This window comes from Microbacterium sp. NPDC089987 (genome assembly GCF_044748505.1).
Lineage (GTDB): Bacteria > Actinomycetota > Actinomycetes > Actinomycetales > Microbacteriaceae > Microbacterium.
In genome coordinates this window covers 1,289,298-1,311,177 of the sequence record NZ_JBIVGE010000001.1, presented here as the reverse complement: position 1 = coordinate 1,311,177, position 21,880 = coordinate 1,289,298, and the positions used below count along the sequence as shown (strand labels likewise).

The following is a 21,880-nucleotide window of genomic DNA, read 5'->3' as shown; positions in this document are numbered from 1 at the left end:
CATCAACCTTACGCAGGTTATGCGCATGGAGTTTCTCAGCCGTGTCCGCTGTGTTTCGGGCATGTTACGGCCGCTCGATAGGCTGGACGGGTGAGTGACTACCCCGGCGAACGCCTCGGAATGCCCGTTTCAGGACCGGGGAGCATCGCCCGTCCCGGACGCCGGATCGCCGCCCTGCTGATCGACTACTTCGCCGCCACGGTCATCGCGATCGGCTTCCTCGGCTACGACCCGCTCGAGCTGCCCGCCGAAGCGGGCTGGCGCCAGTTCGCGCCCATGATGGTCTTCGCCGTGCTGCAGATCGTCTTCCTCCCGACGGCGAACGGAAGCCCCGGGCACCGGATGCTGGGCATGCGCGTGCTGCGCGTGGACGGTGCGTGGGTGGGGCTGTGGCGTCCGATCGTGCGGACGCTGCTGCTGGTGTTCGTGATCCCGGCGGTGATCTGGGATGCCGATCAGCGGGGCCTGCACGACAAGATCGCCGGCACGGTGCTGATTCGCGGCTGAGACTCATCCTGGGCCCCTGAGCCTGCCGAAGGGCACTGAGCCTTATCATGGGCCCCTGAGCCTGCCGAAGGGCACTGAGCCTTATCATGGGCCCCTGAGCCTGCCGAAGGGCGCTGAGCCTGCCGAAGCGTCAGCGGCCGCGGTTGCGGTTGCGCATCTCGCGCGGCGCGCGGCCGCCGAGGAACGAGCCTGCCGGGTCCACGAGGAATCCCTGACGCAGAGCCTCGCGACCGATCAGCATCCGGAAGCCCATCTCATCCCGATTGGTGAGGGTGACCTCCGCATCCACCTCTCTGCCGACCAGCCGCACCCGCATCGTCACCACGATGCGGTGCTCGGTGTGACCCGACGAGCTGCGCACGGCGCGGCGGTCGTGCACCCGCGTCTCGTGCACGACGGCGTCGGCGATGCTGTCCTGCCAGGGATGCACGGCGAAGCGCACCCAGTCCTCGCCGTCGCGCTCGAACTCGGTGACATCGAAGGCGTGCAGCGAGGACGTGCGCGCGCCCGTGTCGATCTTGGCCTTGAGCCAGTCGATCCCGAGATCCGGCAGGCCGACCCACTCCCGCCAACCGGTGGACGTGTTTGAATGAGAGGACCGTGTCACTCGTACATCCTGGCAGGAAACCTCTGTGAAGATCGCTGTTCTCTCGCGCGCCCCGCACTCGTACTCGACGCAGCGTCTTCGGGCCGCCGCGCAGCAGCGCGGACACAACGTCAAGGTGCTGAACACGCTGCGTTTCGCGATCGACCTCACCGCTGACGCACCCGACCTGTTCTTCCGGGGCAAGCAGCTCAGCGAGTACGACGCCATCCTGCCGCGCATCGGCAACTCGATCACCTACTTCGGCACGGCCGTGGTGCGTCAGTTCGAGCAGATGGACGTCTACACCCCGAACACGGCCAACGGCATCTCGAGCGCCCGCGACAAGCTCCGCGCCAACCAGATCCTGTCCCGGCACAACATCGCGATGCCCCCGACCGCGTTCGTGCGCAACCGCGCCGATGTGCGCCCCGCGATCGAGCGGGTGGGTGGCGCTCCCGTCGTCATCAAGCTGCTCGAGGGCACGCAGGGGATCGGCGTGATCCTCGCCCCGCAGGTCAAGGTCGCCGAGGCGATCATCGAGACCCTGCACTCGACCAAGCAGAACGTGCTCATCCAGAAGTTCATCGCGGAGAGCCGTGGCCGCGACATCCGCGCGCTCGTGGTGGGCGATCGCGTCGTCGCCGCCATGCGCCGCGTCGCCGACGGCGACGAGTTCCGCTCGAACGTGCACCGCGGCGGTCGGGTGGAGCCGGTCACCCTCGACCCGGTGTACGAGCAGACGGCGGTGCGCTCGGCTCAGATCATGGGTCTGCGCGTCGCGGGAGTCGACATGCTCGAGAGCGATGACGGCCCCCTGGTCATGGAGGTCAACTCCTCACCGGGCCTGCAGGGCATCGAGACTGCGACGAAGCTCGACGTCGCCGGCGCGATCATCGACTACATCGCCAACCAGGTGGCGTTCCCCGACATCGACGTCCGTCAGCGGCTGAGCGTGTCGACCGGCTACGGCGTGGCCGAGCTGCTCATCCACTCCGGCGCGGAGCAGGTGGGCATGAAGCTCGGGGATCTCGGGCTGTGGGATCGCGACATCACGGTGCTGACGCTGCACCGCGGCGTCAGCGTGATCCCCAACCCGCGCAAGCACGTCGAGCTCGAGGCCGAGGATCGTCTGCTGTGCTTCGGCAAGCTCGAGGAGATGCGCTCGATGATCCCCGAGAAGCGGCGCCGTCGTCCCCGCGTGCGCCGGCTGCCCAAGGAGCCGCTGGGCGAGTGAGACATGCAGAACGGCGCCTCTCGATCGAGAGGAGCCGTTCTGCGTTTCCAGCGCTGTCCGCGGATCAGCGCGGGCGCTGCGAGCGCACGCGGGTGGGGTCGATGCCCTTCGGGATGGGCAGCGAAGACAGCGACTGCGACACCGACTCGATGCGGCGGATGACCGCGGCCATCGTGGCCTTGTCGATCGCCTTCGGGAGCTTCTTGATGGTCTTCGACAGGTCGGCGATCGCGACATCGTCGTCGCCGTGACCGACGTAGAGCACCGTGACGGGCACGCCGTGCGCGACGCGCTGCGCCTTCTGGCGCTCTTCGTTGATCAGGCGGGTGAGACGGCCACGGGCGCCCTCGCCGACGATGACGATGCCGCCGCGACCGACCACGCGGTACACGGCCTCCTGGGTCTTGGGGTTGACGCCGACGGGGGTGTCCGAGGCGGACCAGCTGCGGCCGAGGCTGGTGCTGAGGACGTGGCCGCTCGCGCCGGGCATCCCGTCGATCTTCGCGTACATCGCCGTCGTGGACAGGCGCGTCATGAGGAACATGGCGCCGAGGATTCCGAACAGCAGACCGGTGAAGCCCCAGAGGATCAGGCCGAGCACGGAGGTGCCGCTGATGAGGAAGCCGATGATCAGACCGATCAGCACTCCGGCGACGAGGATGGCGATCTGCGCCCACGGAAGCCAGCCGTACACGTCCCGCGTGAAACGGAACAGGGAACGGATCTGCGAGAAGAAGCCGGGCCGCTTCTCGGTGACGGGAGCACTCTTTGCCATGCGTACAGCCTACCGATTCCGGGATGCACGTTCTTCCTGCACAGCCGGCGAGATCGGGTCGATCGTCCCCCGTTCCGCTGTTCGCGGCCGCGCTGCATGGCGCCGCGCGCTGAGATGGTGGGATGGATGAGACGGCAGCTCTGACACCGGGCGCGCATCGCTCGATCCGGATGCTGGATGCGCAGGAATCCGCCTATCCCGGTGAGCTGATCACGGATGGTGAGCGACGCGGTGTGCGCGTGGACGTCGAGGCCGTACCCGAGCCGCTGTGGCTGCACGCCGGCGCCGAGCATGTCGCCGGCGTGCGCGACCTGCTGCGCAGGCCGGACGGACACGACGCGGTGCTGCCGTGGTGCGCGGATCGCATCGAGGTGTTCCTCGGACGCCGCGCGGCGGCGGAGAGCGCGCTGTCGGCGGGGGAGACGGTGACGCTCGTCGGCAGCCTGCTGCGCGGGATCGTGGAGGTCGGCGATCGGAGCGTCACCGGGCAGTGGTGGCTCACCGATGAGGCGCGGCCGGTGTTCGCGCCGGGTGAGGGCGTGGCCTGCACCGCGTCGGCTGTCGCGCTCATCGCTCGTCTGCGGGAGGGGTGTCCGGATCGCGCGCTGAACCGGCTGCTCGGCGAGATCGAGACGGCGGCGGGCGATCAGCGCATGGTCCGCCGGTCCATCGAGCGGTGGGAGCGCGAGCTGACCGAGCTCGCCGCTCCCCGCGCTCTGGTGCGAGAGGTGTTCGCGCCGGGGCGAGTGGTCGCGATCGATGCGCACGCTGTGCGTCTGGATCAGGATGCCGACCTGCTGGCCGCTGAGCCGGGAGCGCTGCGCCGCGTGCAGGACCGCCTGATCGAGGCGGGACAGGACATGGCGCGCCAGCTGAGGACCGGCCTCAGGCGTGATCGACGAGCGGTCGTGAGGTCGAGGCGCGCGGGGGAGCCGGCCGCACGCGCCCCTCGCGGTCGCATGCTGATCGTCGGCGGAGCGGCGGCCGCGCTGGTGCTGGTCGGCGGTCTGATGTGGCCGACAGGGGAGGAGGACTCTGCGGCGACCGAGCGAGTGGGGGAGGTGATCCCGGCGGTGACGCCGACCTCGGCCCCGGATGCCGCCCCGGAACGGGACGTGGAGACGTCTGAGGCGCCGGATGTCATGATCGACGGCTCGGCGGAGCAGCGCGCTGCGGCGCTGCTGACGACCGTGCTGGAGTGCGGGCGGAGAGGTGATGCGGTGTGCGCCGACGCGGTCGTCGACGGCGCAGGTGCGGCGGTGCAGGAGCGCCTCGCGGGAACCGAAGCGAAGCGGACGATCGCCGCGGTCGAGGACTACGGCGATGTGGGCGTGCTGCGCCTCGGGGAGTCGGGGCAGCGCGGGGAGCAGATGCTCGTGCTCGTCATGCAGAAAGACCGATGGCTGGTCCGCGACGTGTACGACGTCGCGAACCAGCCATCCGGTCAGGGCTGAGCGCGCTCAGATCCCGAGGTTCGCCGCGAACTCCGCCGACTCGAGGCGGCTCTTGATCGCGCCGAGGAAGCGGGCTGCATCCGCTCCGTCGATCGTGCGGTGATCGTACGAGATCGCCAGGTAGACGTACGAGCGGACCGCGATGGCATCCACTCCGTCGACCGTGACCACGCCGGGGCGCTTGAACACGACGCCGGTGCCGAGGATCGCCGACTGCGGCAGGAACACCAGGGGCGTGTCGAACAGCGCGCCGCGCGAGCCGGTGTTGGTCACCGTGAAGGTGCCGCCGGCGAGCTCGTCGGGCTTCAGCTTGTTGTCGCGGGTGCGGGCCGCCAGGTCGGCGATCTCCTGCGCGAGCTGGGCGAGGTTCTTCGTGCCCGCATCCCGGACGACCGGGGTGAGCAGGCCGCGCTCGGTGTCGACCGCGATCGAGATGTTCTCGCTCGCCGGGTAGACGATCGAGTCGCCGTCGACGGTCGAGTTGATGATCGGGAAGGCCTGCAGGGCCTCAGCGGCGGCGAGCGTGAAGAACGGCAGGAACGACAGCTTCGCACCGGTCTTCTGGTTGAACTCGTCCTTCTTCGCGTTGCGGAACGCCGCGAGCTTGGTGACGTCCACCTCGACGAAGGTGGTCAGCTGTGCGGTCTGCTGCATCGAGGCCACCGCACGCTCGGCGACGACCTTGCGCAGGCGCGACATCTTCTGCGTCGTGCCGCGCAGCGGCGAGACCTCGAGCGCGGGTGCCGCCGGAGCTGCGGCCTCGGTGGCCGGTGCCTGCGACTTCGACTCGGCGGCCTTGAGGACATCCTCCTTGCGGATGCGTCCTCCCACGCCGGTTCCGGTGACCGTCGACAGGTCGATGCCCTGCTGGCTGGCCAGGCGGCGCACCAGCGGGGTCACGTAGAGCGAGTCGGAATCGGAGTCAGCAGGTGCCTGCTGAGCGGGTGCCTGCTGAGCCGGTGCCTGCTGCGCGGGTGCCTGCTGTGCGGGTGCCTGCTGCGCGGGTGCCTGCTGAGCGGGTGCTTCCTGGGCGGGTGCTTCCTGGGCGGGTGCCTCCTGAGCGGGTGCCTCCTGAGCGGGGGCCTCCTGAGCGGGGGCCTCCTGCGCCGGAGCCTGGGCTGCGGGCGCACCCGAGCCGATGCGGGCGAGAACAGCGCCGACCTCGACGGTCTCGTCTTCGCCGGCCAGGATCTCCTGGAGGGTTCCCGCGACGGGCGACGGGATCTCGGTGTCGACCTTGTCGGTCGAGATCTCCAGCAGCGCCTCATCCACGGCGACGTCGTCGCCGACCTGCTTCAGCCAGCGGGTGACGGTGCCCTCGGTGACGCTCTCGCCGAGTTCCGGCAGAACCACATCGGTGGCGTCGCTCGACGCTGCGGGCGCGGGCGAGTCGCTCTGCGCCTGCTGCTGCGCGGCCTCGACCTCGTTCTCGGCCGGCGCTGCCGTCGACTGCGCCTGCTCGGCCGGCGCCTGCTGCTGCTCAGCCGGTGCCTCCTCGGCCGGCGCGTCGCCGCCGGATGCCGCTCCGCTGCCGTCGCCGATGCGTGCGAGCAGCGCGCCGACCTCGACGGTCTCATCCTCTGCGACGAGGATCTCCTCGATCACACCGCTGACGGGGGACGGGATCTCGGTGTCGACCTTGTCGGTCGAGATCTCCAGCAGGCCTTCATCAGCCTGCACGGTGTCGCCGACCTGCTTCAGCCAGCGAGTGACCGTGCCCTCGGTGACGCTCTCCCCGAGTGCGGGGAGGACCACGGCTGTGCTCATGTCGAGTCTCCTTCGGAAAATTGTGATGCCCCAAGCTTAGTGACCTGGGAGTCTATGGATATTGGTGCGTTCCTACAGGGCGTGCAGCGGTTTTCCGGCGAGTGCGAGGAAAGCCTCTCCGAGTGCCTCGCTCTGCGTGGGATGCGCGTGGATGAGCGGCGCGATGTCCTCCGGGTGCGCCTCCCAGGCTACGGCGAGCTGGCCCTCGGTGATGAGCTCGCCGACGCGGTCGCCGAGCAGGTGCACGCCGAGGACAGGACCGTCCTTGCGGCGGACGACCTTCACCAGGCCGGCCGTGCCGATGATCTCGCTCTTGCCGTTGCCGGCGAGGTTGTACTCGTACGAGACGACGCCGTCGGCGCCGTGCGCGGCCACCGCCGCCTCCTCGGTGATGCCGACCGATGCCACTTCGGGGCTGCTGTACGTCACCCGTGGGATCTGCGACTCCGGCGGAGTCGGCACGTCCAGCCCGGCGATGCGCTCGGCGACGGCGATGCCCTGCAGGAAGCTGCGGTGCGCGAGCTGCAGGCCCGGCACGATGTCGCCGACCGCCCAGACGCCGGGCACGGTCGTGCGCAGCTGCTCATCGACCGTCACGAACCCGCGCTCGAGAGCGACACCGGCCTCCTCGAACCCGAGCCCTTCGGTCACAGGTCCGCGCCCGACGGCGACGAGGAGATAGTCGGCGGTGACGCTCTTGCCGTCCTCGAGCGTCACGGTGACCTGCGCGTCGTCCTGCTCGGCCTTCGCGAAGCGGGTGCCCAGCGAATACTTGATGCCACGACGGCGGAACGCGCGCTCGAGTCCCTTGCTCATCGCGATGTCCTCGTTCGGAACGAGGTGCGGCAGCGCCTCGACGATCGTGACCTCTGCTCCGAACGACTTCCACACGCTGGCGAACTCCACGCCGATGACGCCGCCACCCAGGATGATCACGCTGCCGGGCACCTCGTCGAGCGCGAGAGCGTGCTCACTGGTGAGGATCCGCCCGCCGATCTCGAGTCCCGGCAGCGAGCGGCTGTACGAGCCGGTGGCGAGGACCACGTCCGTGCCCACGTAGCGGTCTTCTCCGACGACGACCGCGCGGTCGGCGGCCAGACGCCCCTCTCCGTCCACGGTGGTGATGCCGCGCGCCTTGATGAGCCCTTCCAGGCCCTTGAACTTCTTGGCGACGATGCCCTCGCGGTACGCGCGCACCCCTGCGGCGTCGACCGCCTCCAAGGTCGCCGTCACTCCGACGGATGCCGCGGACCGGACGTGGTCGGCGACCTCCGCCGCATGCAGCAGAGCCTTGGTGGGTATGCACCCCCTGTGCAGGCAGGTGCCGCCCACCTTGTCCTTCTCGATCAGCGCGACCTTCTTGCCCAGCTCGCTGGCGCGCAGCGCGACCGCGTAGCCGCCGCTGCCGCCGCCGAGGATCACCAGGTCGAACTCGTGCGTGGCCATCAGGACTCCTTCGCCGATGCTCGTACGAACGCGATGAGGGAGCGCACGGCTGCGCCGGTCGGCCCCTTCTCCGTGAAGCCGTACGGCGCGCCCTTGTGCTCGCCCGAACCGGCGATGTCGAGGTGCACCCACGGGATGCGCGGCGCGTCCTCGGCATCCGAGGTCCGGCCGATGAAGCGGCGCAGGAACAGTCCGGCGAAGAGCGATCCGCCGGAGCGGTCGGCCATGTTCGCGTTCACCATGTCGGCGATCTGCGAGTCGAGGCTCTCCTCCATGAACTCGGGAAGCGGCAGCGGCCAGGCATCCTCGCCGACCGACTCGGCTGCGGCGAGATACTCGGCGACGGCGTCGTCGTCACCCATCACGCCCGTGTGGCGCATGCCCAGCGCGACGATGATGGCACCGGTGAGCGTCGCGACGTCGATGATCACGTCGGGGTTCTCCCGGCTGGCGGCGACGAGACCGTCCGCCATGACCAGACGGCCCTCCGCATCGGTGTTCATCACCTCGACGGTCTGGCCATCGAGCATCCGCAGCACGTCGCCCGGACGGGTCGCCCGACCCGACGGCATGTTGTCGGCGATGCACAGGAAGGCGGTGACCTGCACGGGCAGGCCGAGAGCGGCGACGGCGCGGATCGCTGCGAGCGAGGTGGCGGCGCCCGCCATGTCGAACTTCATCCCGACCATGCCGGCCGCGGGCTTGAGCGAGAGACCACCCGTGTCGAACGTGATGCCCTTGCCGACCAGCGCGATGTGACGAGCGGCCTCGGCGGGGGAGTACGACAGACGCACCAGTCGCGGCGGGCGGTCGGATCCGCGGCCGACGCCGAGGATGCCGCCGTAGCCCTGCTCTTCGAGCTGCTTCTCATCCAGCACCTCGACCTCGATCGGCAGATCGGCGACGGCCTTGGCGGCCTCGTCAGCGAGCTGAGCGGGGCTCTGCCACTCGGCAGGAACCGAGACGAGATCCTTCACGAGGGCGACGGCCTCGGCCACCGCGCGGGCATGCTCGAGCGCCTCGTCGCCGATCGATGCGGCGTGCAGCACGATGGTCTCAGCGCGAGAGAGCTTCTTCTCCGAGCGGTAGTCGTCGAAGCGGTAGCCGCCGAGCAGGGCGCCCTCCGCCGCTGCGTCGGCGTGCTGCTCGAGGTCGCCGGCGAACCCGATCGAGACCGTCGCGAAGCCGGTCAGCGAGCGCACGGCCGTCGCCACTGCGTCGCGCACGGCGGCGGCATCCGGCTGCGATCCGGCGCTGACGACCGCGAGGGGCAGCGACGTCACCGTCGGCACGTGCACGCGAGCGTAGGCGGAAGCCGTTCCCTTGTATCCGATGCCTGCCAGGGTGTCGGCAAGACCCTCGTACCCGCTCAGCGCGTCGGCTGCGGAGGAGAGATCGGGGATGACGAGCACGGCGGCGTCTGCGGTGCCTCCGGGGAACGGATCGGTCGTGTGGGTGATCACGGGAAGCGTCATGGCTCCATCCTATGGACGGCCTCTCTCGCCCAGCCGAGGCGCTGCGGCCGTGTTCGCTGTCAGCATGCATGGCGCCGCCCGGGCTCGGGATGCGACTCGTAGCATGGACATATGCCGTCACCTGCTGACCTCTTCGAGTCGGTTCCCGGGGCTCCGGACGTGCCGACGGGCCTGCCCCTGGTCATCCTGCTCACGGGCTTCACCGATGCCGGCAGCGCCGTCGCGGGTCTCATCGAGCACCTCAATGCGACGACGGACCCGAAGCCGCTCGCCGTCTTCGATGACGACGTGCTGCTGGACTACCGGGCGCGGCGCCCAATCGTGCTCTTCGATCAGGACCACCTCACCGAGTACCGCCCGGCGCGGCTCGAGCTCTCCCTGGCGCACGACGCCCTCGGCCAGTCGTTCCTGCTGCTCTCCGGCTACGAGCCCGATTTCGCGTGGAATGCCTTCGCGCGCGCCGTGGTCGACTTCGTCGACGCGTTCCAGGTCTCGACGGTCACGTGGGTGCACTCGATCGCCATGCCCGTTCCGCACACCCGGCCGCTGGGCGTCACGGTCAGCGGCAACAGACGCGACCTCACGGCCGTGCACTCGGTATGGCGGCCGCGCACGCAGGTGCCGGCCACCGCGGCCCACCTGCTCGAGTTCCGCCTGGCCGAGAACGACGTGCGCGTGGCGGGATTCGTCCTCCTCGTCCCGCACTACCTCGCCGACACCGACTACCCCGACACGGTGGTCGCGGCGGCCGACAAGCTGATGGCGGGCACGGGGCTGGTCCTGCGGATGGATGCCGTGCACGAGCGCAGCGAGGAGTTCCACGCACGCGTCGCCGAACAGGTGCAGGGCAGCGATGAGCTGGTGCAGATGCTGCGCGGACTCGAGCAGCGCTATGACGCGTACATGGCCGGCCGGGATGACACGGGCGACGAGGGCGGCTTCGACGAGCGCGACCTGCCGAGCGCCGACGAGCTCGCCGCCGAACTCGAGCGGTACCTCGCCACGCGCCGTCCAGGAGACGACGACAAGCAGCGCTGAGAGCGGCGGATTCCCGGAATCGGAGAAAGCCGGCGCGGTCGTGTGTGATAATGGATGCTCGACCCGTTGTCAACAGATTCCTCACGGATGCACTTGACAAGGGTCTTACTAGTGTCCGAAACGGCTCGGAGCGCGTGCACCGCTCCGTGAAAGGCGAAACGTGACTCCTGCCACGAGCAAGAACTCCCGGACGACCAAGAAGACCGCTGCCGAGACCGCCGCCGTCGAGGCGGAGGTGCTGGAAGCCGCTGAGCCGGCGCCCAAGAAGGCGACGAAGGCCGCCGCCGCCAAGGCGCCCGCCAAGAAGGCCCCCGCCCGTCGCACGGCGAAGAAGAAGGATGACGAGGCCGCGGAGGTCGACGAGGCCGTCGAGACCGAGGATGGCGACGAGGAGGAGGGCGACAAGAAGCCCGCCTTCACCGAGCCGCTGCCCACCGGCGCGATCGTCCTGACGTCGAAGGACGAGGACGACGTCCCCGTCTACTCCACGCAGATCACCGGCGCGACCGCCGACCCCGTGAAGGACTACCTGAAGCAGATCGGAAAGGTCGCGCTGCTGAACGCGGCCGAAGAGGTCGAGCTCGCCATGCGCATCGAGGCCGGTCTGTTCGCCGAGGAGAAGCTGTCGACGATGTCGGCGGCCGAGAAGTCCAGCCAGCTCGGGCTCGACCTGCAGTGGGTCGCTCGCGACGGCCAGCGCGCGAAGAGCCACCTGCTGGGCGCCAACCTGCGCCTCGTCGTCTCGCTCGCCAAGCGCTACACCGGTCGCGGCATGCAGTTCCTGGATCTGATCCAGGAGGGCAACCTCGGCCTGATCCGCGCGGTCGAGAAGTTCGACTACACCAAGGGCTTCAAGTTCTCGACCTACGCGACGTGGTGGATCCGCCAGGCGATCACCCGTGCCATGGCCGACCAGGCGCGCACCATCCGCATCCCGGTGCACATGGTCGAGGTCATCAACAAGCTCGCTCGCGTGCAGCGTCAGATGCTGCAGGACCTGGGCCGCGAGCCCACGCCCGAGGAGCTCTCGCGCGAGCTCGACATGACTCCCGAGAAGGTCGTGGAGGTGCAGAAGTACGGCCGCGAGCCGATCTCGCTGCACACCCCGCTCGGCGAGGACGGCGACAGCGAGTTCGGTGACCTCATCGAGGACACCGAGGCCGTCGTCCCCGCGGACGCGGTCGGGTTCACCATGCTGCAGCGTCAGCTCGAGCAGCTGCTCGACTCCCTGTCCGAGCGCGAGGCCGGCGTGATCCGGATGCGCTTCGGTCTCGGCGACGGTCAGCCGAAGACCCTCGACCAGATCGGCGACACCTTCGGCGTGACGCGCGAGCGCATCCGTCAGATCGAGTCGAAGACGATGGCCAAGCTGCGGCACCCGAGCCGGTCGCAGTCGCTGCGGGACTACCTCGAATGATGCCGGCGACACCTCAGGCGCGCTCAGCCGGCCTGCGGTACGTCTTCCCCGTGCTGGCGGGCAAGCTCGCGCGCTTCGCGACCCGTCTGCGCGGGGGAGGCTCTGCTTTCCCCGGTTACCTCACCAACCGTCTCGCTCCGACGCTGCTGCCGACGCTCGCCGACCAGTTCCGCTACGGCGTGGTCTTCGTGCTCGGATCGAACGGCAAGACCACGACGACGCACATGATCAGCGAGGTGCTGCGTGCGCACGGGCTGAAGGTGTTCACCAACCCGACCGGCGCCAACCTGCCGCAGGGAGTCACCAGCGCGCTGCTCGCCGACGCGACCCTCACCGGTCGCATCCGGGCCGACGTCGCCGTGCTCGAGATCGACGAGGGCTTCGCCGCTGATCTGGCCGACCGCCTCTCGCCGTCGGTCATCCTGTCGCTGAACGTGCAGGTCGATCAGCTGTACCGGTTCTACGAGACCGAGCGCGTGGCGGACATGATGCTCGAGGCCTCGAAGCGCGCCTCGGCGCACGTCGTGATCAACCGCGACGACCCGTACCTTTCGAAGATCGACGTCGACGCGATGCGCGCCCCCGTGACCTTCTTCGGAGTCGCGTCCGACATCGTCGCCTCCGCCGCGCACGGCCTCGCCAACGCGGTCGACACGCGAAGCGGCACGGCGGGGATCATCGACCGGGAGGCGTTCTCCGAGGTCCGCGAGGTCGCCGGCCGCGATGTGGTCGTGAATGTCGGGGGAGCGGATGCCCGCATCACCCTGCCTGCCCGCGGGCTGCACTACGCCGCCGACGCCGCCGCTGCCCTTGCGGTGGCATCCGGAGTGCTCGGAGCCGAGTTCGACACCGAGCGCGCGGCCACGGGCTTCGCGAGCATGGCACCGGCTTACGGCCGTGGTGAGGTCATCCCGCTGCGCCGCGACCCCTCGGGCGAGCAGGTCGAATTCGTCATGTTCAAGAATGCTCCGAGCATCCAGATGAACCTGGATGCCCTCGATGGCACTCCGGAACGCGCCCTGATCGCGATCGATGAGGGGACCCCCGACGTGTCGTGGCTGTACGACGTCGACTTCACGGCGCTGCCGCGCGTCGACGTGGTGACCGGCGACAAGGCCCACCAGCTGGCTCTCGCCCTGGCGCACGCAGGTGTGGAGATCGGCGCCGTGGAGCCCGACATGGAGAAGGCTGTCGCGATCATGCGCTCGTTCCCCGAGACCACGGCAGGCAAGCAGACCTGGTTCGTCAACTACGAGCTGATGATGATCGGTCGCCGCATCCTCGGGTACGGCGATCAGGAGGTGGCGCGCCGATGACGCAGATCAGCATCGTCCAGCTGTATCCCGCCGAGCTCGGGATCACGGGTGACCGCGGCAACGTCCGCGCCCTCGAGCAGCGCCTTCGCGCAAGGGGCGTCGAGTCGACCACCGCGCATGTCGGCGTGGGCGAGCGGATGCCCGATGACGCCGACATCGTCGTGATCGGCAACGGTCCGCTCTCTGCGCTGCGCGGCGTGCATGCCGATTTCGTCGCCCGGGCCGAGGAGCTGCGCTCCTTCATCGCGGATGACCGCACGCTGTTCGCCGTCGGCGGTTCGGCCGAGCTGCTCGGCGAGCGCATCGATCTCACCGACGGCGACAGCGTCGCGGGTCTCGGCGTCATGCCGTACCGGGTCGCTCGCACACGTGACCGCCGCGTCGGGTACATCACCGTCCGCACGCCGGACGCCGCGGTCGTCGGCTTCGAAGACCACGCCTCCGAGTGGGCGCTCACCGACGCGACCACCGGATACGGCACGGTCGTCGCCGGTCGCGGAAGCTACGCGCGCGGCGAGAGCCGCGGAGAGTTCGTCCGCCACCGCAACGCCGTCACCGGCAACGTGCAGGGCCCCGTGCTGCCGCTGAACCCCGCGCTGGCCGATGTGCTCGTCTCGGCGGTGGCCGCTCGCCGCGGGCTCGACCTGCCCGGCGCGACGCCCAGCGCATTCGACGAGTACGCGAAGGGCGCACGCGATGCGATCGAGCGCTTCATCCACGACAAGGGCTTCAAGACCATCCAGCTCTGAGAGCGGGAGATCGTCATGACTGTCAGCAGCGCGCTGCCACGGGTGCTCCTCTCACGAGGAGCGCTCGATCGAGCGGCGCGTGCGCATGTCGGGCCCGGTGCGCTGGTCGACCTCCGGCACGACGGGTACGGGCACGGTGCGGCTGAGGTCGCCCGAGTCCTCGCCGATGCCGGGGCCACCGACGTGATCGTCGACCCCGAGCACGTCGAAGTGGTCTCCTCCCGCTCGGGGCTGCGCGTGCGCACCGAGGGTGCGCCCGACGTCGGCCCGGTCGCTCTGCTCGGGATCCCGGATGCCACCGGGTCTGGGCCTCTCGACCCGGTGATGGGCCTGCAGGGCCGCGTGCTCTCCACCAAGCCCCTGCGAGCCGGGGAGGCCGTCTCGTACGGCTACACTCACCGCGCCGCCGAGGACACCCGCGTCGCGCTGGTCACCGGCGGCTACGCGCAGGGCATCCCCCGGGTGCTCGGAAACAGGGTGCGGGTTCAGATCCACGATCGGATGCTCCCCATCGTGGGGCGCATCGCCATGGACGTGTGCGTGGTCGACCTGGAGGGCGGCGATGTCGACGACGGCACGTCCGTCGTCTACTTCGGCGGCGCCGATGGCGCCCGCGACGCGCTCGCACAGTGGTCGGCGGTGAGCGGGCTCACACCGCTGGAGATGGCCGTCGTCATCGGGCGGCACGGCCAGGGGGAGTGGATCGCATGACAGGACCCGTGCTCGAGATCTCGCGCGGCGCGTTCCGGCGCAACATCGCCGCGGTGCAGCGGCGCCTGTCGCCGTCGGACCTGCTGCTCGTGATGAAGGACGACGCGTACGGCCTCGGCATCGACTGGGCGGTGCGGGAGGCGTCCGCGGTCGGAGTGACCTGGTTCGGTGGCTACGACATCCCCACGGCGCTGCGCATCCGCGCGCTCACCGAGCAGCGCGTGTACGCGTGGGCGACGTCATCGCGGGGGGAGATCGCCCAGGCGATCGCGGCGGACATCGACCTCGGCGTCGGGTCGGCGGCCTATCTCGACGATGTGATCACCGAGGCCGAGACCGCAGGCGCACGGGTGCGCGTGCACCTGAAGATCGACACCGGTCTGCACCGCAACGGCTTCCGTCCCGAGCAGTGGCAGGACGCCATCGCCACCGCAGTCGCTGCCGAACGTCGCGGGAGCGTCACCGTGTCGGGCGTGTGGAGCCACCTCTCCGAGGCCAGCGACGCCGAGGACGACGCCGCGCAGCGGGTGTTCCTGGATGCGGTCGCACAGCTCGTCGCCGCCGGCGGGGAGCCCGAGGTGCTGCACCTCACCGCGTCCGCTGCGGCATGGTGGCGCCCGGAGCTGCGCGGCTCGCTGAGCCGCATCGGAGCCTTCTGCTACGGCATCCGGTCGGCCGACGGCCCCGCGCTCGAGGGTCTCAGCCTGATCGCCCGGCTCACTGCGCCCGTGGAGCAGGTCGGTGCCGACGCCATCCGGGTGGGCATCGGGGCCTTCCACGGTCTGCCGTCGATCCTGCGTGGCGCGCAGATCGCGACACCGGGAGGACTGCGCCGCATCATCGACATCAGCGGCAGCACCCTGACGGTCGAGCCGTGGGCCGGAGCGACCGCGGGTCAGCGCGTGGTGCTCTTCGGGCCGGGTGCGGCGGGCGAGCCGGATGCGACCGCCCTCGCCGAGCACGTGGACACGGTCGGCGAGGAGATCATCACCAGGCTCACTCCCGCGGTACGTCGACTGGTGGTCGACTGATCGCCTCAGGCCTCGATGAGACGGGCGGTCTCATCGTGCCAGGAGGTGGCGATCGCGCGCAGCTTCTCCTCGTACTTGCGTCCGTGGTGTGCGCAGAACAGCATCTCGGTGCCGTTGACCTCGGCGGCGATGTACGCCTGCGCTCCGCAGGAGTCGCAGCGGTCCATCGCGGTGAGGCGGTACTCGGCAGTCTCGCGCTCAGTCGTGGCGTTCATCTCGGTGCCTCCTCAGCGGTTCGGATCCTTTGAGATCGTGCTCAATACAACCACGCGCCACACGTATGCATGCCCGGATCGCGGCGTGTTTCGCTGTGCGCGTACGCGGGGCCGTCGGCCTTGCCCGGCGGGGAGTGTCGCGGTCCGGCCCCTGCTCGTCCGGAAATAGAATCGATGACTGTGACTGCCGAGTATTCCGCCCACCATCTCCAGGTTCTCGAGGGCCTCGAGGCCGTGCGCAAGCGCCCCGGCATGTACATCGGCTCGAACGGGTCGCCGGGTCTCATGCACTGCCTGTGGGAGATCATCGACAACTCCGTCGACGAGGCCGTCGCCGGCAACGGCTCGAAGATCGACATCACGCTGCACGCTGACGGCAGCGTCGAGGTCGCCGACCGCGGGCGCGGCGTTCCTGTCGACGTCGAGCCGCGCACGGGGCTCACCGGCGTCGAGGTCGTGTACACCAAGCTGCACGCCGGCGGAAAGTTCGGCGGCGGCTCGTATGCGGCATCCGGTGGTCTTCACGGTGTCGGCGCCTCGGTCGTGAACGCGCTCTCGGAGCGCCTCGACGTCGAGGTCGATCGCGGCGGCAAGACCTATGCGATGTCGTTCCACCGCGGCGAGCCCGGCTTCTTCGCCGACGACGGCGAGCCGCGCCCCGACGCCCCCTTCACGCCGTTCGAGCAGCAGAGCGAGCTGCGCGTGATCGGCAAGGTGGCCAAGGGCGTCACCGGCACCAGGGTGCGCTACTGGGCCGACCGGCAGATCTTCACGAAGGACGCCGCCTTCCAGCTCCCCGAGCTCGAGACGCGCGCGCGTCAGACGGCGTTCCTCGTGCCGGGTCTCGAGCTCGAGGTCCGCGACGAGCGCCCTTCGACAGGCTCAGGGCCCCATGCGGGACTCGGGCCCGAAGGCGACGCGCCGGCGCAGCCGCGCCTGACGTCCTACCTGTACGAGGGCGGGATCTCCGAGTTCGTCGAGTTCCTGGCATCCGATGCGCCGGTCACCGACACGTGGCGCATCCAGGGCAGCGGACGCTTCACCGAGACGGTGCCCGTGCTCCAGGCCGATGGGCACATGAAGGCCACCGAGGTGGAGCGCGAGTGCGAGGTCGACCTCGCCCTGCGGTGGGGCACCGGCTACGACACCACCATCCGCTCGTTCGTGAACATCATCGCCACCCCCAAGGGCGGCACGCACCAGCAGGGTTTCGAGCAGGAGCTGCTGAAGACCCTGCGCAGCCAGGTCGAGCAGAACGCGCGGCGCCTGAAGGTCGGAAACGACAAGCTCGAGAAGGACGACGTGCTTGCGGGCCTCACGGCGGTGCTCACCGTCACGGTGCCCGAGCCGCAGTTCGAGGGGCAGACCAAAGAGGTGCTGGGCACCCCGGCCGTGCGCACGATCGTCGCTCAGGTGGTGCGCACGCAGCTCGCCGAGCGCTTCGCGTCGACCAAGCGCGACGACAAGAACCAGGCGTCGATGCTGCTCGACAAGATCGTCTCCGAGATGAAGGCCCGTGTCTCGGCGCGAGCGCACAAGGAGACCCAGCGGCGCAAGACGGCGCTGGAGTCGTCGTCGCTGCCCGCGAAGCTCGTCGACTGCCGGTCTAAGGACTTCGAGCAGAGCGAGCTGTTCATCGTCGAGGGCGACTCCGCGCTCGGCACCGCCCGGAACGCCCGCAACAGCGAGTTCCAGGCGCTGCTGCCGATCCGCGGCAAGATCCTCAACGTGCAGAAGGCGTCGATCAGCGACATGCTGAGCAACGCCGAGTGCGCGGCGATCATCACGACGATCGGCGCCGGCTCCGGCCGCTCCTTCGACCTCAGCGCCGCGCGCTACGGCAAGGTGATCCTGATGAGCGACGCCGACGTCGACGGCGCGCACATCCGCACGCTGCTGCTCACCCTCTTCTTCCGCTACATGCGTCCGCTCGTGGAGGCGGGCCGCGTATACTCCGCCGTCCCGCCGCTGCACCGGGTGATCGTCATGAACCCCGGCTCCAAACCGAACGAGACGATCTACACCTATTCCGAGGCCGAGCTGCACGCCCTGCTCGCGAAGCTGCAGAAGGCCGGCAAGCGCTGGCAGGACCCGATCCAGCGGTACAAGGGCCTGGGCGAGATGGATGCCGATCAGCTGGCCAACACCACAATGGAGAAGTCCGGCCGTCTGCTGCGTCGCGTGACGATCGAGGACGCGGAGTCGGCGGATGCCGCGGTGCGCACCTTCGAGCTGCTGATGGGCAGCGAGGTGGCCCCGCGCCGCGAGTTCATCATGAGCTCGAGCGACCGGCTCAGCCGCGAGGCGATCGACGCCTGACCCCGTCGGCAGGTCTCCGACCCTTCCATGGCTTCTTGAGCCTCCCTTGGGTCCCTGAGCCTGCCGAAGGGCCCTGACCTCCCATGGGTCCCTGAGCCTGTCGAAGGGCCCTGACCCTCCCATGGGTCCCTGAGCCTGCCGAAGGGCCCTGACCTCCCATGGGTCCCTGAGCCTGTCGAAGGGTCAGCCGATCGCGGTGCCGACCGAGCCGATCACGGCATCCAGCGGCTGCCCGGAGCCGTCGCGCTTGGCGCCCGACGGCGGCAGGACGCGAGCCGCCCCATCGGTCCCGACCGGGCGCGGATCGACTCCCACCCAGGCGAGGCGCAGTCCGTCCTCGCCCTTCAGCAGCGCGTGCGCGCGCACCCCTCCGGTCGCCCGGCCCTTCGCAGGGAACTCGGCGAACGACGAGACCTTTGCCCGGCCGGCGTCAGCGCCGGCGAGAGTGCCCTCCGACCCCGAGACGGTCACCACCACGGCGTCCTCGACCGAGGTCACCACGGTGAACGAGATGACCTGGCTCTTCGCGCCGAGCTTCATTCCCGCCATTCCTCCGGCCGGCGCTCCCTGGGGGCGCACGCTCGACGCGGAGAAGTGCAGCAGTTGGGCATCCGAGGTCACGAAGACCAGCTCGGCGTCATCCGGAGCCGGCGCCGCACCGACGACGACATCCTTCGGCTTCAGTCCGATGATCTCCAGCTCGGGTCGCACTGTGAGGGTCGAGGGGACGACGCGCTTGACCACGCCGTCCCTGGTGCCCAGGGCGAGCGGCGTGTCGTCGTCGAAGCGGATGAGCGCGATGACCCGTTCGCTGCGGTCCGTCAGCCCGAGGTAGTCCGAGATGCGCACCCCGGCGCCGAGCCCGACCGATGAGGCGGGGACGGCGGGGATGTCGAGGGGAGTGAACCGCACGACGCGTCCGGCGGTCGTGACCGCTCCGATCTCGCTGCGCGTGGTCGTCTCCAGCCGGGCCTGGATCGCGTCGTGCTTGCTGCGACGCGGGGGCGTGGTGATCACCGCGCCCGGTTCGAGGTCGACGCGCACGGCGCGACCGGTGGTCGACAGCAGCAGCGTCGTGGGGGCATCCGCGATCTGCAGCTCCGCAGCCGACTTGGTCGTGCGCGCCTTGGGCGGCGCGGCGTTGAGCAGCAGGGTCCGCCGGTGGGTGCCGAACTGCTCGGCCACGGCATCCAGCTCCCGCGCGACCTGAGCGCGGACGAGGGCCGGATCGGCGAGCAGGGTCTCGAGCTCGGCGATCTCGGCGAGCAGCTTGTCGCGCTCCGCCTCGAGCTCGAGACGCGAGAACTTCGTCAGGCGGCGCAGGCGCAGCTCGAGGATGTACTCGGCCTGCACCTCGTCGAGCTCGAAGACCTGCTGCAGGCGGGAGCGGGCGGTCTCGGAGTCGTCGGACGAGCGGATGACCTGGATGACCTCGTCGATGTCGAGGATGGCCACCAGCAGACCGCGCACGAGATGCAGCCGCTCGTTGCGCCGCGCCAGGCGGTAGCGGCTGCGCCGCGTGACGACCTCGACGCGGTGCTGCAGATACACCCACAGCAGCTCCTTGAGGCCCAGGGTGCGCGGCTGACCGTCGACGAGCGCGACGTTGTTGATCGAGAAGGACTCCTCGAGCGGGGTGAAGCGGAACAGCTGCTCGAGCACCGCCGCCGGGTCGAAGCCGGTCTTGACGGTGATGACCAGCCGCAGGCCGTTCTTGCGATCGGTCAGGTCCTGCACATCGCTGATGCCCTGCAGCTTCTTCGCGGTGACCGCGTCCTTGAGCTTCTCGATGACGCGCTCGGGTCCGACCTGGTACGGCAGCTCGGTGATGACGATGCCCGTCTTGCGCGGCCCGAGCGGCTCGATCGAGGTCTTGGCACGCAGCCGGAAGGCGCCGCGACCGGACTCGTACGCGTCTCTGACCCCGTCGAGGCCCATCAGGATGCCGCCGGAGGGGAAGTCCGGACCGGGTACGAACTCCATCAGCTCGGCGGTGGTCGCCTCGGGGTTCTCGAGCAGGTGCGTGGCTGCCGCGACGACCTCGATGAGGTTGTGCGGCGCCATGTTCGTCGCCATGCCGACAGCGATGCCGCTGGCGCCGTTGACGAGCAGGTTGGGGAAGGCGGCCGAGAGCACGGCGGGCTGCTGGAACTGGCCGTCGTAGTTGGGCACGAAGTCGACGACGTCCTCGTCGAGGCTCTCGGTCATGGCCAGGGCGGATGCCGCCAGACGCGCCTCGGTGTACCGGGAGGCGGCCGGTCCGTCATCGAGGGAGCCGAAGTTGCCGTGCCCGTCGACCAGCGGCACGCGCAGCGCGAAGTCCTGGGCGAGGCGCACCAGCGCGTCGTAGATCGCGGAGTCGCCGTGCGGGTGCAGCTTTCCCATCACCTCGCCGACGACGCGCGCGCTCTTGACGTGGCCGCGGTCGGGGCGCAGCCCCATCTCGGCCATCTGGTACAGGATGCGCCGCTGCACGGGCTTCAGGCCGTCGCGTGCGTCGGGCAGCGCGCGCGAGTAGATCACCGAGTAGGCGTACTCGAGGAACGAGCCCTGCATCTCCTGCGAGAGGTCGATGTCCTGGATGCGCTCCTGAATGGGCTCGGATGACGAGGGCTTTGGCATGGACTTCCTGCTGGTCGCTCGGTGCGGGACTCGCGACGGCGCTCGGGCGCGGTGCGTCGGGTCACCTGTGCGAGACTGACCCGGATGCCTCTCATCCTACCGACCAGCCTTGATTCGACGCGGAACATCAGCGGGGTGGCGTCGCAGCTGCTCACGTCGCTGCGAGGCGGATCCGCCGAGCCCACCGCCGTCCGCTCGGCTGTGCTGGTGGTCGTGGATGGACTGGGCGTCCTGCCGCTGCGCGCGCATGCCGGGCACGCGCGCACGCTGTCATCGGCCATGGCGAAGAAGGACGTCGCGGGGTCGGTGTTCCCGACCACGACGGTTGCCGCACTGACCAGTCTGCTCACGGGAACCGCCCCCGGAACGCACGGCCTGGTCGGCTACCGTGTGCGCGACTCCGAGTCCGATGCCCTGGTGAACCTGCTCAGCGGGTGGGACGCGGGAGGCATCGACCCGCTGGAGTGGCAGAGCAGCCCCACGCTCTTCGAGCAGGCCGCAGCGGCCGGGCATCCCGCCTTCGCCGTCGGCATCCCGGCCTATGCCGGCAGCGGATTCTCCGGGGCGACGCTGCGCGGTGCCGACTTCCGCTCGGCGCGCAGCGCGGCCGAGCGGGTGGAGCTCGCGTGGGAGCTCGCGGATGCCCACGACGGAGCCCTCGTCTACTGCTACCTGCCCGAGGTCGACAAAGCGGGGCACCGCCACGGCGTCGACTCGGCCGAGTGGGTCGCCGCCCTGGAGGATGTCGACGCCGCGCTCTCGCGACCCGTTCCGGATGGGGTGGGAGTGCTCGTCACCGCCGATCACGGGATGATCGACGTGCCGCACCACCGTCAGCTCGTGCTGGATGCGGCGAGCGGCTGGCACGACGGCATCCGCCACATCGGCGGCGAGCCGCGGATGCTGCACGTCTACGCCGAGCCCGATGCCGACCAGGCGGGTCTGCTGACGCGCTGGCGGCGGGACCTGGAGGGCTCGGCCGAGGTGGTCAGCCGCGCCGATGCGATCGCTGCGGGCCTGTTCGGCCCGGTGGTCCCGGATGCCGTGCGCGAGCGCATCGGCGACCTGCTGGTGATCGCGCGAGGCAACGTCGCCCTCTACGACGCCGAGGCCGAGGATCAGCGCGGCCGCGGCATGGTGGGACAGCACGGTGCGCTGACACCCGAGGAATGGCGGGTGCCCTTCATCCGACTCGGCGCCTTCCGGCGCTGAGGCGGT

Annotated in this window: 18 protein-coding genes; 11 read left to right on the top strand and 7 right to left on the bottom strand. The window is 69.8% G+C overall.

Annotation, left to right across the window (positions count from 1 at the left end; translation table 11 throughout):
* The first annotated feature begins 120 nt into the window (after positions 1 to 120).
* Positions 121 to 507 (top strand): RDD family protein, encoded by a 387-nt coding sequence (locus ACIPV2_RS06165; protein ID WP_101186974.1) that lies wholly within the window; start codon positions 121 to 123, stop codon positions 505 to 507.
* Between the two features lie 130 nt (positions 508 to 637).
* On the opposite strand, the gene ACIPV2_RS06160 is transcribed toward ACIPV2_RS06165, so the two are convergent.
* Entirely contained in the window at positions 638 to 1,114 is a 477-nt protein-coding gene (locus ACIPV2_RS06160) for an ATP-dependent zinc protease (protein WP_400839399.1), read from the bottom strand.
* A gap of 25 nt (positions 1,115 to 1,139) precedes the next feature.
* On the opposite strand from ACIPV2_RS06160, the gene ACIPV2_RS06155 reads away from it, so the two are divergent.
* Positions 1,140 to 2,327 carry a RimK family alpha-L-glutamate ligase gene (locus ACIPV2_RS06155; protein WP_101186677.1) on the top strand — a complete coding sequence of 396 codons (1,188 nt, stop codon included), beginning with the start codon at positions 1,140 to 1,142 and terminating at the stop codon, positions 2,325 to 2,327.
* Positions 2,328 to 2,391: 64 nt separating this feature from the next.
* Here the strand turns inward: ACIPV2_RS06155 and ACIPV2_RS06150 are convergent, their stop codons facing one another.
* A complete protein-coding gene (locus tag ACIPV2_RS06150) occupies positions 2,392 to 3,102 on the bottom strand; it encodes a DUF4191 domain-containing protein (RefSeq protein ID WP_101186676.1) in 711 nt (236 codons plus the stop codon).
* Positions 3,103 to 3,224: 122 nt separating this feature from the next.
* Here ACIPV2_RS06150 and ACIPV2_RS06145 point away from each other — a divergent pair, with 122 nt between their 5' ends.
* Positions 3,225 to 4,556, top strand: a complete 1,332-nt coding sequence (locus ACIPV2_RS06145) for a hypothetical protein (protein WP_400839396.1) — start codon at positions 3,225 to 3,227, stop codon at positions 4,554 to 4,556.
* A gap of 6 nt (positions 4,557 to 4,562) precedes the next feature.
* Here the strand turns inward: ACIPV2_RS06145 and sucB are convergent, their stop codons facing one another.
* From sucB to ACIPV2_RS06130, 3 genes are all read right to left on the bottom strand, one after another.
* Positions 4,563 to 6,323: a 2-oxoglutarate dehydrogenase, E2 component, dihydrolipoamide succinyltransferase gene (gene sucB / locus ACIPV2_RS06140; protein WP_400839395.1), complete on the bottom strand. Its 1,761-nt coding sequence runs from the start codon at positions 6,321 to 6,323 to the stop codon at positions 4,563 to 4,565.
* Positions 6,324 to 6,395: 72 nt separating this feature from the next.
* Complete coding sequence (lpdA, locus tag ACIPV2_RS06135) at positions 6,396 to 7,769, bottom strand: dihydrolipoyl dehydrogenase (RefSeq protein WP_400839393.1); 1,374 nt, start codon at positions 7,767 to 7,769, stop codon at positions 6,396 to 6,398.
* Positions 7,769 to 9,244, bottom strand: coding sequence for a leucyl aminopeptidase (locus tag ACIPV2_RS06130; protein ID WP_400839391.1), 1,476 nt, complete (start codon positions 9,242 to 9,244; stop codon positions 7,769 to 7,771). The genes lpdA and ACIPV2_RS06130 overlap by 1 nt, the downstream gene beginning before the upstream one ends.
* A gap of 111 nt (positions 9,245 to 9,355) precedes the next feature.
* On the opposite strand from ACIPV2_RS06130, the gene ACIPV2_RS06125 reads away from it, so the two are divergent.
* The 6 genes from ACIPV2_RS06125 (at position 9,356) to ACIPV2_RS06100 (ending at position 15,506) form a co-directional block, all read left to right on the top strand.
* Positions 9,356 to 10,282, top strand: coding sequence for a proteasome assembly chaperone family protein (locus ACIPV2_RS06125; RefSeq protein ID WP_101186671.1), 927 nt, complete (start codon positions 9,356 to 9,358; stop codon positions 10,280 to 10,282).
* A 160-nt stretch (positions 10,283 to 10,442) separates the two neighbouring features.
* Positions 10,443 to 11,699, top strand: coding sequence for an RNA polymerase sigma factor (locus ACIPV2_RS06120; RefSeq protein ID WP_101186670.1), 1,257 nt, complete (start codon positions 10,443 to 10,445; stop codon positions 11,697 to 11,699).
* Entirely contained in the window at positions 11,699 to 13,015 is a 1,317-nt protein-coding gene (locus ACIPV2_RS06115; protein ID WP_400839388.1) for a MurT ligase domain-containing protein, read from the top strand. The genes ACIPV2_RS06120 and ACIPV2_RS06115 overlap by 1 nt, the downstream gene beginning before the upstream one ends.
* Positions 13,012 to 13,764, top strand: a complete 753-nt coding sequence (locus ACIPV2_RS06110) for a glutamine amidotransferase (RefSeq protein ID WP_400839386.1) — start codon at positions 13,012 to 13,014, stop codon at positions 13,762 to 13,764. Before ACIPV2_RS06115 ends, ACIPV2_RS06110 begins: the two co-directional genes overlap by 4 nt.
* A 15-nt stretch (positions 13,765 to 13,779) precedes the next feature.
* Entirely contained in the window at positions 13,780 to 14,475 is a 696-nt protein-coding gene (locus tag ACIPV2_RS06105; protein ID WP_400839384.1) for an alanine racemase C-terminal domain-containing protein, read from the top strand.
* The gene (locus tag ACIPV2_RS06100; RefSeq protein WP_400839383.1) at positions 14,472 to 15,506 is read left to right on the top strand and encodes an alanine racemase; all 1,035 of its coding nucleotides are present in this window, start codon (positions 14,472 to 14,474) and stop codon (positions 15,504 to 15,506) included. Before ACIPV2_RS06105 ends, ACIPV2_RS06100 begins: the two co-directional genes overlap by 4 nt.
* Before the next feature lie 5 nt (positions 15,507 to 15,511).
* Here the strand turns inward: ACIPV2_RS06100 and ACIPV2_RS06095 are convergent, their stop codons facing one another.
* Entirely contained in the window at positions 15,512 to 15,721 is a 210-nt protein-coding gene (locus ACIPV2_RS06095) for a hypothetical protein (RefSeq protein WP_101186665.1), read from the bottom strand.
* A gap of 174 nt (positions 15,722 to 15,895) precedes the next feature.
* Between ACIPV2_RS06095 and ACIPV2_RS06090 the strand changes: the two genes are divergently transcribed.
* The gene (locus tag ACIPV2_RS06090; protein ID WP_400839382.1) at positions 15,896 to 18,040 is read left to right on the top strand and encodes a type IIA DNA topoisomerase subunit B; all 2,145 of its coding nucleotides are present in this window, start codon (positions 15,896 to 15,898) and stop codon (positions 18,038 to 18,040) included.
* A gap of 183 nt (positions 18,041 to 18,223) precedes the next feature.
* On the opposite strand, the gene ACIPV2_RS06085 is transcribed toward ACIPV2_RS06090, so the two are convergent.
* Positions 18,224 to 20,662, bottom strand: a complete 2,439-nt coding sequence (locus tag ACIPV2_RS06085; RefSeq protein ID WP_400839380.1) for a DNA topoisomerase (ATP-hydrolyzing) subunit A — start codon at positions 20,660 to 20,662, stop codon at positions 18,224 to 18,226.
* A gap of 84 nt (positions 20,663 to 20,746) precedes the next feature.
* Here ACIPV2_RS06085 and ACIPV2_RS06080 point away from each other — a divergent pair, with 84 nt between their 5' ends.
* A complete protein-coding gene (locus ACIPV2_RS06080) occupies positions 20,747 to 21,874 on the top strand; it encodes an alkaline phosphatase family protein (protein ID WP_400839378.1) in 1,128 nt (375 codons plus the stop codon).
* Positions 21,875 to 21,880: the final 6 nt, after the last annotated feature.

Bases quoted from the DNA above. Each gene is read 5' to 3' on its own strand.
- ACIPV2_RS06165 (WP_101186974.1), top strand. From the start codon at position 121: ATGCCCGTTTCAGGACCGGGGAGCATCGCCCGTCCCGGACGCCGGATC.
- ACIPV2_RS06150 (WP_101186676.1), bottom strand. From the start codon at position 3,102: ATGGCAAAGAGTGCTCCCGTCACCGAGAAGCGGCCCGGCTTCTTCTCG.
- ACIPV2_RS06145 (WP_400839396.1), top strand. From the start codon at position 3,225: ATGGATGAGACGGCAGCTCTGACACCGGGCGCGCATCGCTCGATCCGG.
- sucB (WP_400839395.1), bottom strand. From the start codon at position 6,323: ATGAGCACAGCCGTGGTCCTCCCCGCACTCGGGGAGAGCGTCACCGAG.
- lpdA (WP_400839393.1), bottom strand. From the start codon at position 7,769: ATGGCCACGCACGAGTTCGACCTGGTGATCCTCGGCGGCGGCAGCGGC.
- ACIPV2_RS06130 (WP_400839391.1), bottom strand. From the start codon at position 9,244: ATGACGCTTCCCGTGATCACCCACACGACCGATCCGTTCCCCGGAGGC.
- ACIPV2_RS06125 (WP_101186671.1), top strand. From the start codon at position 9,356: ATGCCGTCACCTGCTGACCTCTTCGAGTCGGTTCCCGGGGCTCCGGAC.
- ACIPV2_RS06115 (WP_400839388.1), top strand. From the start codon at position 11,699: ATGCCGGCGACACCTCAGGCGCGCTCAGCCGGCCTGCGGTACGTCTTC.
- ACIPV2_RS06110 (WP_400839386.1), top strand. From the start codon at position 13,012: ATGACGCAGATCAGCATCGTCCAGCTGTATCCCGCCGAGCTCGGGATC.
- ACIPV2_RS06105 (WP_400839384.1), top strand. From the start codon at position 13,780: ATGACTGTCAGCAGCGCGCTGCCACGGGTGCTCCTCTCACGAGGAGCG.
- ACIPV2_RS06100 (WP_400839383.1), top strand. From the start codon at position 14,472: ATGACAGGACCCGTGCTCGAGATCTCGCGCGGCGCGTTCCGGCGCAAC.
- ACIPV2_RS06095 (WP_101186665.1), bottom strand. From the start codon at position 15,721: ATGAACGCCACGACTGAGCGCGAGACTGCCGAGTACCGCCTCACCGCG.
- ACIPV2_RS06090 (WP_400839382.1), top strand. From the start codon at position 15,896: ATGACTGTGACTGCCGAGTATTCCGCCCACCATCTCCAGGTTCTCGAG.
- ACIPV2_RS06085 (WP_400839380.1), bottom strand. From the start codon at position 20,662: ATGCCAAAGCCCTCGTCATCCGAGCCCATTCAGGAGCGCATCCAGGAC.
- ACIPV2_RS06080 (WP_400839378.1), top strand. From the start codon at position 20,747: ATGCCTCTCATCCTACCGACCAGCCTTGATTCGACGCGGAACATCAGC.